The organism is Staphylococcus sp. Ze2 (genome assembly GCF_048568365.1).
Lineage (GTDB): Bacteria > Bacillota > Bacilli > Staphylococcales > Staphylococcaceae > Staphylococcus > Staphylococcus xylosus.
Genome location: NZ_CP183486.1, coordinates 256036 through 269916 on the forward strand (window position 1 = coordinate 256036; position 13881 = coordinate 269916).

The 13881-nt window shown below is 29.5% G+C and carries 8 protein-coding genes; 4 read left to right on the forward strand and 4 right to left on the reverse strand.

The window, feature by feature from the left end:
- Positions 1-24 precede the first annotated feature (24 nt).
- Positions 25-561 carry an acyl-CoA thioesterase gene (locus tag ACM591_RS01060; RefSeq protein ID WP_029378737.1) on the forward strand — a complete coding sequence of 179 codons (537 nt, stop codon included), beginning with the start codon at positions 25-27 and terminating at the stop codon, positions 559-561.
- Positions 558-932 carry a hypothetical protein gene (locus tag ACM591_RS01065; RefSeq protein WP_029378736.1) on the forward strand — a complete coding sequence of 125 codons (375 nt, stop codon included), beginning with the start codon at positions 558-560 and terminating at the stop codon, positions 930-932. Before ACM591_RS01060 ends, ACM591_RS01065 begins: the two co-directional genes overlap by 4 nt.
- A gap of 487 nt (positions 933-1419) precedes the next feature.
- Here the strand turns inward: ACM591_RS01065 and ACM591_RS01070 are convergent, their stop codons facing one another.
- The gene (locus ACM591_RS01070; protein ID WP_216715579.1) at positions 1420-3447 is read right to left on the reverse strand and encodes an acyltransferase family protein; all 2028 of its coding nucleotides are present in this window, start codon (positions 3445-3447) and stop codon (positions 1420-1422) included.
- Positions 3448-3665: 218 nt separating this feature from the next.
- The gene (locus ACM591_RS01075; protein ID WP_216715580.1) at positions 3666-5108 is read right to left on the reverse strand and encodes a glycosyltransferase family 2 protein; all 1443 of its coding nucleotides are present in this window, start codon (positions 5106-5108) and stop codon (positions 3666-3668) included.
- Between the two features lie 103 nt (positions 5109-5211).
- On the opposite strand from ACM591_RS01075, the gene ACM591_RS01080 reads away from it, so the two are divergent.
- Both ACM591_RS01080 and ACM591_RS01085 read left to right on the forward strand, forming a co-directional pair.
- Positions 5212-8400, forward strand: coding sequence for a CDP-glycerol glycerophosphotransferase family protein (locus ACM591_RS01080; RefSeq protein ID WP_326026091.1), 3189 nt, complete (start codon positions 5212-5214; stop codon positions 8398-8400).
- Positions 8401-8501: 101 nt separating this feature from the next.
- Positions 8502-10691, forward strand: coding sequence for a bifunctional glycosyltransferase family 2 protein/CDP-glycerol:glycerophosphate glycerophosphotransferase (locus ACM591_RS01085; RefSeq protein WP_326026090.1), 2190 nt, complete (start codon positions 8502-8504; stop codon positions 10689-10691).
- A gap of 399 nt (positions 10692-11090) precedes the next feature.
- Here the strand turns inward: ACM591_RS01085 and ACM591_RS01090 are convergent, their stop codons facing one another.
- Together ACM591_RS01090 and ACM591_RS01095 are read right to left on the reverse strand one after the other, a co-directional pair.
- Positions 11091-11609 carry a hypothetical protein gene (locus tag ACM591_RS01090; protein ID WP_029378730.1) on the reverse strand — a complete coding sequence of 173 codons (519 nt, stop codon included), beginning with the start codon at positions 11607-11609 and terminating at the stop codon, positions 11091-11093.
- A gap of 105 nt (positions 11610-11714) precedes the next feature.
- Positions 11715-13634, reverse strand: coding sequence for a hypothetical protein (locus ACM591_RS01095; protein WP_232164241.1), 1920 nt, complete (start codon positions 13632-13634; stop codon positions 11715-11717).
- Between the last annotated feature and the right edge of the window lie 247 nt (positions 13635-13881).

Here is a 13881-nt window from a genome sequence, read left to right on the forward strand (position 1 = left end):
AATAATATAAACGGGAGATAAGTTATGGAAAATTATAAGTATCCGAACGACAGTAAAATTATTAGTACTGATCAAGTATTAATTAATGATTTAAACAATTATAATACCTTATTTGGTGGTGTATTAATGAAAAAAATTGATAATAACGCTACTTTATCAGCACGAAGACATGCACGAGTTAAAGAATGTGTGACTGCATCCACTGATTCTATAGAATTTTTACATCCTATTACCCAATTAGACTCTGTTTGTATTGAATCTTATGTAGCTTATACAGGAGAAAAATCAATGGAAATATTTTGTAAAGTAATTGCAGAAGACATGATAACTGCTGAGCGAAAAATAGCTGCAGTTGCCTTTTTAACATTTGTTGCTCTAGATGAACATAAAAAACCAATCAAAGTAGCAAATATCACACCTCAAACCCAAGAAGAAAAATTATTGTATATGCATGGAGAAGATAGAGCAAACATGCGAAAGCATAGACGTCAACAAAGTAAACACCTTATTCAGTCACTTAATACAGTTAAGCCCTGGGCATTGGAGGTTGTAAACAAATGATAAACGAAATGGAAAAACTACAACAAATTAAAACAAATCTGTCTCAATTACAAGTTCATTCACCAGAACTCTACTTAAAATTAGAATATATTGCCAGTTTAACTAGACAACTGAGCATACATTATAAATATTTAGGATTACTTATGTTTTCAGAAGACTCATATGTTATTCAAGAAAACAGACCCTCTTTAATTAGAGATTCTGTTTTAAGTTTATACGAACAAGAAGTTGAAAAAGTAAAAAGTAATGATTCATTTAATGATTTCTATGGTATGATTCAAAAATTTCAAGATATAGCTTATTCACAAGTATTTCTCATTATTTTAGGCGCTGAACCTAGCTTCGTATTTCAGAATACGATTATTAAATAGTTAGAGCAAGCTTTTAAAAAATGAGGTGTACTTAATGAGCATATCCGAGTGTAGATATGTATGCGTCAAAAGCAACCAAACCTTTATAGTAGGTAAGCTATATTGGTTATTTCCAACAGAAGTTACAACTTTAGATGAAAATTATTCTTACGTTTCCAATGATGGCCAACTATTAACAGAGTCGTATAAAACAAATCATTTTATAAAAGCCAAAAATTTAGCGAGTCAGAGTTGTTAGTATAAAGCATTCGTAATATCATTAAACCGATAATACAACATCACTCCTGTTCCCTAAACCACTACCCAATAGTAATTAAAATCAAAGACCAAAACTCTGATTCCCTTATCCTAGCGTTTTGATTGTGAATCTAAACATAATAGTTTATTGGATAATGTAAGAATTGACATAGATTAAAATGGCCGAGACATAATTTTGATGTCTCGGCCGTAATCATTGTATTGACAGTATCTATCATTATCTACAATTTTATATATTGTTTAAGTTTACTTCTTTATTCTCTTCCTTGTTTTCAATAATGTATTTTAACTTTTCGGCCAGTACATTACCGAAAGACTCTGAATACGTATTTGTCATATGATCCATGTCTCTATAAATATTAATATTTCCAATTACTGGCGCATATTGATTATCTACTTTAAAAAATTCAGTAGGGTCAAACTTGTATAGTCTCTCATCATTTTCAGCAAAATCTTGCCAATATGATGTGTCTTTTTGGCTTTCAAAATCGTTCATTTTTTTGATAGTTTTCTCTTCGCCAAACTTTTCAAATTCTTCAGGAACACTAAAATCATAAGTTGGAATATCTCGTATAGCAAGAACATCCATATCATACTCATCCTTCACAATATTCAATTGATTAATCATTTGATTTTGAACCCATTTGCTATCGCTAGCAGCTGAAGTTGCATGTGATACAACTAAGTCTATATCTTTATGATGCTGTAAATAGTCGTTAACATTTTTAACCCATTTTCCTTTAGGGCTATCATCTTCATAGCCAGTAGAAAAACGTGTGCCAGAACGTGTAATATTCAATATTCTATAACCATTTTTATCTGCCGCTTTAATAAATCCACCAAGCCAATGCTCAGAGTGAGAACTTCCAACTAAAGCAATAGTCGCTTTATAGTTCTTTGTTTTACCATATTCACCTACTTTTACATCTGTTTCTTTAAGGTTTTGGTTACTATTATCAAGATGAGATTGAGGTAAATCATCAAACACTTTTGCAAAATTTGGCATAGGGTTTTGCTCTTCAATTTCTTCACTTTTGGCGACTGCATCTACACCCGGATAATCTTTATGGCTTACTTCCTTATCAGAACCGCTGTTTTTCATTACACCCATCACAAATAATGACACAATTAAAATTAAATTCACTGATAATACTTTACCTAACTTTGAAAAAGCTTTTTTATTATTTTGACCGTTTCTAATAGGTGCTTCAATAAACCTCGTCATAAAGAAAGATAAACCAATTGATAACAAAATAATCATTACACCTGATATTAGTCCTGGCTCTTCTGCAATTTTAAACTTATAGAAAGAAAGTAATACCCAGTGCCATAAATAAATACCAAAGGATATACCCCCTAGTTTTGTCATAATAGGTAATGCTAAAAATCTTTTCACACCATATTTTGTATCCACATTACCAGAAAGAACAATAAGTAATGCACATGTCATTGGCCATAAGGCAATATATCCAGGGAATAGTTTAGACACATCAAATAAAGCACCTGTTAATATCAATCCTACTAAACCTATCCAGCCAATAATAGCAGCTGCTAAACGATTAATTTTGATTCGTCCTAAATTAACACATAATAAACCACCTAAAGCGAATTCCCATACCCTTGTAAATGTAATGAAGTATGCAAAAGGTTGATTAACTTGGGTAAGATATATGGAATAAATAAATGACACTATGAATATAGTCGTTAGTAAAAAGTTAACAAGTTTTTTGCCATTCGATAGCGCATATTTTCGTACTAAATATAAAACAAATGTAAATAATAAAAACCAAATAAGATAAAATTGGCCTTGGATAGACATGGCCCAAAAATGTTCAAGTGGACTCTTCATTTGGTTAGCATCTAAGTAATCTGTACTACTAAATGCAAGCTGCCAGTTTTGATAATAAAATATTGAAGCTAGTGCTTCTTTAATCGTTTTCATTAAAATCGTAAGCGGTAAGAAGAAGAAACTTAACACCAATGTCACCAAAACTATAAATAATGCTGATGGTAAGAGACGCTTCAATAATTTAGATATGTATGGCCAAAACTTATATTCTCCAGTTTTATTTATGGTTGATATAATAGATGTTGTTATTAAAAAACCAGATATAACAAAGAAGACGTCCACTCCTCCCGACACTCTTCCAAACCATATATGATAAATAGCGACAAGTAGTGCTGCTACTATTCTTAGTCCTTCAATTTCAGGACGAAATTTGCGTTCAATATCAATTAAATTTTTATTTTGATTCATTTTAATCCCCTTAATAAAATATACTCATTACTTCCCATGACTTATTGATGATAGAAAACACATAAGCGCGTGACAGAAGTTTGACAATAGCTTTCTGTCTTCCCTCTGTCTACGCTTAAATCATATGACACGATACAAATGTTTAAACATTGCTGAAACAAATATTAAAATCACATAATTCTTTTCAAAGAAAAAAACATACACATAGTTACTTCACATCATTCATTTCGTTGAATCTTAAGCGCTAAATTACCATTGATAGTTGGATAGATAGTAGCTGTTGTTGAAGTGTTTTTTATTTTTTTAGTATATCCGTACTTAACATTTAATGTTTTATACTCATCATAAATAATTATAATGTTATAAATACCTGTAGCTAGTGACTCTAATAGTTCTTGATTTAACTTGATTGTAAAAAAACCATCTTTCAATGTCATTTCTTCATAAGTTATATTTTGTTTATAATACGTACGACTTTCTAATTGAATTTCTTTTATTCTACTATCTTTCAAATTATTAACTTCTATTTGAAGGTACATAGCTTTTTGCATTACTTGTAAATTTTTTAAGTTTGCAAATGGCGTTATTATTCTAAAATCATTGTCATCAGTATCTTTGAATTCATAATGGTTATCAGATAGTTTTTCTAATAACTTATGACCTCTCTTCAACCATTCAAAGTAGGCTTCAAATTTATTAAAATCATTGCTATAAATTGCTACTACGGCATCATTAAACTTAGCATCAATTTGTGGCACAATGCGTTTTTTGACATATACATTTTCAAATACTGTTTTAATCATTTCAAAAACATTTACTTTAGTTTCTTTTGATGAATCTAAAAAGATATGAGAATTACAACTTGTTAATAAATCATATTCTAAATTTCGCAATAACAACTTATCTCGACGTTTTTTGTCTTTCATATCCAATACATAATCAAATATAGCTAGATCACTTTCTCTCTTTTTAATAAAATGAGTTCTTCTAACAATTGAAATATTATCTGAATAGCGATTGATATGCACTCCAATGCACGTTGTAGTTGTTACTTTTTGCGCTTTTTCATATACTTTCACAAAAAATAGTTTATCTTCTCCAAAGTGTAAATTTATTGGAAATTTTATATCATGTTTTTCTATTAACTCACGCTTAATAAACTTTCCACCAGGACCTAAATAATAATATAAATAGGGGATTTTGTAACTTTGCTCATTAATGTATGTCTTAGCTGTCATAAATCTCGCATGAACAGATTGATTTTTCTCTGTATGTTTAATGACTTTTGAAATAATCAAATCACTTTTATGCCATTTTTTATTAATTGAAATCGTTTCCAAAATATTCTGTTCTAACCAATCATCACCATCCAAAAAGTATAAATACTTACCAATACTATGTTCAATACCAGTATTTCTAGGTATAGATGGTCCACCACTATTTCGGGCTAATCTATACTTTTTAATATTAAAATTATTATATCCTTTCAATATTTCCCATGTACCATCGTTTGAACAATCATCGACAATAACTATCTCATATAAATCTGAGTCTAAACTTTGTTCCATTACTGAGTCCAAAGTTTTTTCTATTGTATTTTTATTATTAAAAGTAGTAATAACAATAGAAAAAATAATCTTTTTATCTTCGATTATAATCACCTTTTCATATTTATATTAATACATTATGTTAATTTAAATATTATTATAACAATTTATACGTTATAATTGTTACAACTTATTAAATTTATTGGAGGCCAGTAGCTTGCGACATATTAATCAAGAAGGTTCTATACTTTATATTTCTTTCAATCAACAAAATAATAGTATTAGGAAATTATATGTGAAAAATGAATTCCATTCTATTTCGTATAATCCAGTAGATGAATTTTGTAATTTTGAAATTGATTTAAACGAAATTTTGAAAGCGTTTAAATCTTATAATAGAAGTAAAATTTTTTTAATTATGGAAGAATCCGATGCAATTATTACGACCCAAAAAAATATTAAGGTAACAGGTGAGCGATCTTCTGTTTTTAATTTATCAGAGATTTCAGATGGCTCGGATGTTATTCATCCGTATATCACCAAAAATGGTTTTTTACATCTTTCTATGGAGAGTTATGTACCACAAAAAGTATTCTTTTCAAGACGTCATATTGATGCACTTAAATTTAACAATAGTGAAGCTTATATTACAGGAGAATTTTCAACATTAAATGCTGTTGTTCAAAAATCTAGTATCGTAATACGTACGCGCTTTACGGAACGCGAAACTGAAATACCTTTACCAATCACTTTGAAAAGTGAAAATAAACGGAGACATACTAATAATTTTAAATTTTCAGTAGATATTTATAATGAATTAATCGACTTTATGAAATATCCTTTTGAAACAGAAGATGTTATAGATATTTATTTGAAAGTTGATGTACAAGAATCAGCTGAACCACTTCTAATCAAACTTGGTAATCCTAGAATTTTTACAGAACGGTTCCTTAAAGGGGAAATTATTACAGATTATAAAGAGGAAATTGTCTCTATCACACCTTATTTCACAATGAAAGGTCGTAACTTATCTTTTCGCATAAATCGCTATAGCATTGAAAGTTACCTGACTTATCTTCAAAGTCTAAAAACACCTTCATTAAAAAACCTATCTCTAAAATCTAAGAATAAAGTTTGGATTATCGGAGAAAAATCTTATAAAGCTCAAGATAATGGATATCATTTCTTTAAATATATGAGAACGTATCATCCAGAATTACCTGTTTATTACATTATTGATGAACACTCAAATGAAGCAAAAAATGTATTACCACTTGGTAATGTCATTTACTATCAATCTCCTGAACATTTTTCAGTAATGTTGCAAGCAGATTATATTTGTTCAACACATCATCCAGAATTATTGTTCCCAACTAACAGTGCAGCCTATACAAGAAAAATTACTGCCACTAGAGTGTTTTTACAACATGGTGTCTTAGGAACTAAAAATTTAACTCAGATTAATGGTAATCAATTAAAAGACTTCAATGTAGACATCTTTATAACAAGTTCAGAGCGCGAAAAAGAGATTGTAGTTAGAGATTTAAAATTTGATGAAGCACAAGTTAAAGTTACAGGCTTAGCTAGATTTGACGAACTGTTCAATAAAGACATTCAGACAAAAAATCAAATCTTAATTATGCCTACATGGAGAGATTGGTTAACTAACTATGAACAGTTAGAATCCTCTGAATACCTAGAACGTATGAATACTTTAATTAACAGCGATAAAGTCAAAAATATTGCAGAACAAGGCACAAAAGTCATTTTCTGTTTACATCCTAACATGCAACCATTTATTGATTTATTTGATGTACCACAGCATGTTACAAGTATTAAGCAAGGCGATGTGGACGTTCAACAACTCATACAAGAAAGTAAATTGATGATTACAGATTATTCTAGTGTCGCCTTTGATTTTAGTTTTTTAGCTAAACCTGTGATTTATTATCAATTTGATAAAGATCAATTTTTAGGGAAAGAACCCTCTCATATTAATATTGAGGAAGAACTACCTGGATTAATCGTAAATAATCAAAAAGATTTAGAAGCACAACTTACTAGAATAATAGCAAACGACTATATAACAGATGAAAGCGTTAGCATAAAAGCGCAACGTTTCTATAACTTTAATGACCGTCATAATAGCGAACGAATCTATACAGAAGTTAATAATTTTAAAACAAAGAATCAATTTAAAAGTAAGATAAAATACGATATTTTATCTCAACATTTATTTAAACGTTTTAGAAGAGATAAGCGTTATTTTAAAGTTATGGATAAGTATAATAGTGCAATATCTAAAGTCGTTCCTGTTAAAAAAGATTTGGTAGTATTCGAAAGTAATGTTGGTAAGTCAGTTAGCGATAGTCCAAAAGTGATTTATGATGCTTTAAAACAACACAGTGACCAATACCAAATTGTATGGGTCAGCAACACACAATATCCATTTAATGATGCGAACGTTAAATCAATAAAACGTTTATCACCAGAATATTATCATTATTTATCACGCGCTAAGTATTGGATTAACAATCAGAATTTCCCTTACTATATTAACAAGCCGAAAGATACGCTTTATATTCAAACTTGGCATGGAACTCCACTCAAAAAAATGTTGAATGATATTGAAACTTTTGCCGGCCGTGATGATGGTTATAAAAATCGTGTCAATCATGCAATAAAATATTGGGACTATCTTGTATCACCAAGTCCTTATGCAACAGAATGCTTTAAATCTGCTTTTGATTTTCATAAAGAGATACTAGAAGTTGGGTACCCAAGAAATGACGTATTTTATCAAGACGAAACTATATTAGAAAATGAACGCATTCATATTAAACAAAAATTAGGTATTCATGATGACCGTAAAGTAATTTTATACGCTCCGACATTCCGTGACGACGAACTTACAAAAGCAAAAAAACATATCATTAATCTGCAAATAGATTTATATGAAATGCAAAAACGCTTAAGTGATGATTATATTTTAATTTTGCGCCCACATATTATTATCAGTAATGCTTTACATTTAGACAGTAGTCTAAATGATTTTGTGATTAATGGCAGTAATTATAATGAAATAAGTGATTTATACCTCATTGCTGATATCTGTATTACTGACTATTCGTCAGTTATGTTTGATTACGCTAACACAAAAAAACCATTATTGTTCTTTACTTATGATCTTGAACACTATAAAAACAGTCTTAGAGGATTTTATTTTGATTTTGAAGATCAAGCACCTGGACCTCTTTTAAAAACAAACGAGGACTTAATTCAATCAATAGAAAACATTGATCAAGTTCAAGAAACTTATAAAGATAAATATGAAGCATTCTATAATCGTTTCTGTACTTTTGAAACTGGCACTGCTGCTAAAAGTATAGTTCAACGCTTCTTTTAAAAACATATAAGGGAGTAGAACAGAAAACTCATTCTACAAACAGCGTTTCTGTCCTACTCCCTCTTCTCTATTTTATAAAACAGCATGACGGAGGTTTACATATGTATAATCAACTTACAATCATCGTACCTTTTTATAACAACGAAACACACCTCAAACAATGCCTAGAAAGCCTTATTAATCAGTCAAATCAACAATTTGAATTAATATTAGTTAATGATGGTGCACAAGATCTATCTGAAAATTACTTATTTGAAAAACTAGAAAATTATTCAAAACAACCTAAATATATTAAATTAAATAAAAATCATGGTCATGCCTATGCACGAAATAAAGGAATCGCTCATGTTGAGACACCCTATTTTATGTTTGTAGATGCTGATGATATCATCTCGCCTTATACCATTGAAGTATACTTAAAACATCTCAAACAGCAAGATGCAGTTATTTCGAAAATACATGACTTCTCTTTAAATATACCTAATTGTTATCTTGATGAAGATTTAACTGTTCATTACAAAAAGATTAATAAATATCCAGACGCCTTACTAAAGCAAGATTCAATCAGTAATATTATATTCAAAACAAGCATTGTACAAAATCATTGTATAAAGCTTAATGAAAATCTTAATATTTACGCAGATTGGTCGTTCATTTTAGAATATAACAATTATGCAGAAACATTTATTCATATTGAAGGCGTATCTTTTTACTTTTGTGGGGAGATTTATGATCCTTTTAAAACTGAAAAGCTGAGAGCCCAACCGTTTGAATCTATATTTCCTGACTATATAGATGCCTTTAAAGATGCTATTCAACGCGTTAATAAACTTAATAATAAAAAATCATTAAAAATTTTTATACTACAACACATGGTAGATAAACTACATATTTGGTTTGAACCAAATAATCAAAATAATGCTGCTCATTATCAATTCGCTAGCAAAATGTTAGCTGGTATCATACCGATGATCAAACCAGCATTAAAATCAGAATCACCTTTATTTAATTTAGAATTACGATTTATTCAATTTGGCTTTACGCAACTTGCCATCAAACTTAATTATAAAAGGTATCGTTTACGCTTTTATAAAGCCATTTTGCTAAACAAACCGAATAAACATTATGCTAAATATGTCTTGTTTAATAAAAATTCTGATGTGTCACAGCAAACAGTAGTGTTCGAATCGTTCGGTGGTAGTAGTTATAATGATAGCCCTAAATATATTTATGAGTATATGAAATCACACTACCCAAACTTTCATTATTACTGGGTGTTTAGAGATACTAAAAACATAGATATCCCAGAAGGTATTAAGCCTATACAAAAACAAAGTGCTGCATATTACGATATTTATAAAAAAGCACAAGTTTGGGTTTCTAATGCACGATTACCATTATTTATTAAAAAGAAAAGTAACCAACTCTATATTCAAGTTTGGCACGGTACACCTTTAAAATTTCTAGCAAATGATATGACAGTAGTTCGCATGCCTAATACAACAACTGCCACATATAAGAAGCATTTTTATGAATCTACACGACGTTGGGATTATTTAGTATCCCCGAATACTTATTCTACTACTATATTCCAATCAGCTTTTTGGATGGCACGTAATCAAATTTTGGAAATTGGTTACCCTAGAAACGACTTACTCATCAATCATCAACATGATCAAGAGCTACATCGTAAAATTAAAGATAAATTAGGAATCCCGTCCGATAAAAAAGTGATTTTATACGCACCAACTTGGAGAGATGATGAATACAGTACAGAAAATAAATATATTTCGAATTTAAAACTAGATATCAATAAACTTCAAAATCGCTTAGGAGACACATATGTAGTTTTATTCCGAATGCATTATTTAATTTCTAATGAGCTAGACCTTAGCCAATATACAAATTTTGCGATTGATGTTTCAAAGTATGACGATATTTCAGAATTATATCTGATTTCTGATTGCTTAATCACAGATTATTCTTCGGTCATGTTTGATTTTGGTATATTAAAGCGTCCTCAGATTTTCTATGCCTATGATATGGAGAAATACAGTACTGACTTGAGAGGCTTTTACTTTGATTATCTTAATGACTTACCAGGCCCTATTTATACAAATACAGAAGATTTAATTGCAGGGTTGGAAAATATTAAACAAATTGAGCAACAGTATCAGCAAAAAATCAATCAATTTTATAATCGTTTCTGCGTAATCGAGAACGGTAAAGCATCGCAACACCTCGGAGATTTGATCGCAAATAGAATACAAAATACAGATAATAAAATTTAATAAGATAATAATATAAATAGCCATTAGTAAACATTCGGACTGAAGATTGCTATATAACAGGAAATCACTTTTTAAGTTAATATTTGTTATATTAATCCTATATTATGACAAAAAGAGTAATATTTTTAAAAAGTTCTATCTAACTAGAGTATCATCTAGAGTAGTGCTATTTAATAAATTAGATAACCCCACTTTATCTTTTCATTCAAGAATCTATTACCTATATAAAAATAAAGTTCCTAGACATCGATAAATGTTTAGGAACTTTATTTTTATTATTCAATTTCACTAAGTTAGTTTGAACAGTTAGAGAATTCATTGTAGCTAATACTCATCAGTAATTCTGCGGTTTAGGTTAACATCAAACTAGATATAGTTTTCTAACTATATAGATTGGCTTTATTCATTATTATTGATTTGTGCTTGTAATGATTGTGAATTAGATTGTGAAATATTGAGTAAATACTTGGATCTTGCCAATGATTGTTTACTATCATTATAGGAAACTCCAATTCGCTTGGAAAGTAAAACTGTGACAAGTGACCCTAATATCGCTAACACTGTAATTGTGATAAATAATGACACGTTCGCAGTTGGATTCACAAAAAAGATAATCACAGCTATAAGTATAGACACTATAGCGATACCGATTAATATTAATGTAGCATACATATATTGCGTTGCTTGTTTCAAATCTTTTTGAAATTGTTCTTTGGAACGCCTATAGTAGAGGTTATTTTTGTATAATTTCAAATCTCTGTTTGCATCCATCGTTTGTGCAAAATCTGAAACTTCTTTATTTTCATCCTTTTTTAATGCTTCGATGATTGGTTGATAACCAAATGTAAGTGCAATTTTTTTCTCTTTTACTGTGCCCTTTGCCAGCCGGTTCAATTCTTCTAGTTTTTGTTGGTTCATTGTTTCCACTCCCGTATTGTTTAATATTGATCCGTGTTATTAAGCTAGCGCTCACTTATCCATTGAGACCGCTATTTTGTTAACAATAGGTGCTTCTAAACATCATCATTTATTTTTTGATAATTCTGTTTTTTGTGAATTTTGAACATGAGTTTGCGTCTCTGTATTATTATCTTGTTTTTCTTGGCTATTGGCTACATGACTACCAAATAAAGTACCTGAACCTAGCACGGCACATAAAAAGAGTCCACCTAACCAAGTAAAGAACGTTGGTTTTTTTCTTCGTTCATATCGTTTTGCTTTTTCAGCATCATCATCTAGTAAGTTACCGACATCGATATTCTGCGGCCCAGCTACCTTACTGAAATTTGATTGATTTGACTCAATATTTGAAAAACTTAGGGCCTGTTGTTTAATTTCCATAGCACGCGCCGAGATACTTAAACTTGTTTGATTACTTTGTTCTAGTTGTTGATTTAATCGATCTAGATGACTTCTATTATTTTGAAGTTCCATTTCTTTAGAACGGATCGATTCATCTTTATCTGCGCTTTCTCTTTTTGATTTTTCTAATTCTACTCTTAACCAATTAATTTCATCTGTCATTTGTGAGTCTTTTAATTCATAATCAGTTACTTTTTGATTCACTGCTAAATCTAAACGTTCATTAAATGTTGCTTCATTATGAATTAAATCTTGTTCTAACTTACTAATTTCTCCTCTAAGTTTGTCGACGTCTTCACTTCTTTTTTGGACTAATGTTTCCACGTCTTTTTCCATAATATTTTGAAGTTCCGACTTTTTACTAGCTATTGTCTCTTGATGATGTTGAACGATGTCATCGACAATTTTAGTAATATGCAAGTCATAGTCATTTTTGACATTAGCATCTAATACTTTAATTTGGTTATTATAAGCATTTTTGGCTTTATCTGATAATGTCTTCTCAAATTCACGAATACGATTTGTTAAAATCGGTCTTTCTTCTCTTTCTATTCTTTCTTCCATATCTCTACGTGCTTTTTCACTACGCTCATTTTTACTTGTTTCAAATTCTTTTTCTAATTTTTTAGTTTGTTCTTCAACTTTCTTTGGAATAACTCCTAAATCTTCTTGTAATTTACTTTCAATTTGTGTGTATGTTCTATGATATTGAGAATCATTTGATTTATAATTACGCATTTTATCTGCTTCAATACTTTTACTCCACAAATCATTAACAAGTTGATTAAATATGGTATTAATAATATCTTCTCTCTTTTTTTCTAAAACTGCTAATTTATCATTTTTGGCTTTGTTAAAGTCGTCTTCAGTTAATTGCTCAAGCTTTCGATAAGTAGGTAATATTTCTTCATTATAACCTTTGTCATCGACAATACTTCTAAACTCTAAATTTTCGTCATCTAAATATACTTTATCTATAAGCGAATCTAATGTGTTATATAGATTACTTTTTAAAAACTGAATATCTGAAGAATCTTCGGTTTTATTAATAGCTATAACTTGTTTATTCTGTTTCTCATTAAACAATTTTTGCTTAGCTCCATTTTTATTTTGAATTTGTTCTATTATTGCGTCTTTTAGTGGTTGTAATGTTTCAAAGTTTAATCCTTTACTTAAATCAGAAATATCAAAACCAGTGAAATTGATTTCTTTTAAAATATCATTATTTATAACTTTTAATTTGGATTTATTTTTATGAGGCATATAAAGCCTTAAACCAAAATTACAGTCAGGACGTTTAACCTCTTTAATATTATGTAAGGAAGTTAGGTCTGTAATACAGTATTCTCGATCTTCGAATATTTTGAATGGCTCATTTTCATCATTATGATCTATTGTCACATCAAAAGATTGGACAATTTTAGAGGAACCTAAGATTTGTTTAAAACAATCAACAGCATTCCCTTTAGAATCTCCTTTTCTTAATACTGGGGCAACGATTGGAACAATATATATTTCTGTTTCTCCTGCAAGTACATGGTCTATTTCTAAAGAACTAATATCTAAAACATTATTGCTCATTACATGTCATCCTTCCATTCGAGTTATTGTTTAAAAAGTATTTTAATAATACTTAAATGACTTCACTTTATACTTAATCGATGGTCAAGAATCATAAACTAATATTCTTGCCTGTACAACGGAATAATATCAAAAAAAGAACTTATGTATTTTTTAATATCTTCTATAATAAATTATAATCATCTATCATATTTAGATGATAACATATTAATTAAATATATAATATTAATATTTTGAATAAAAACAC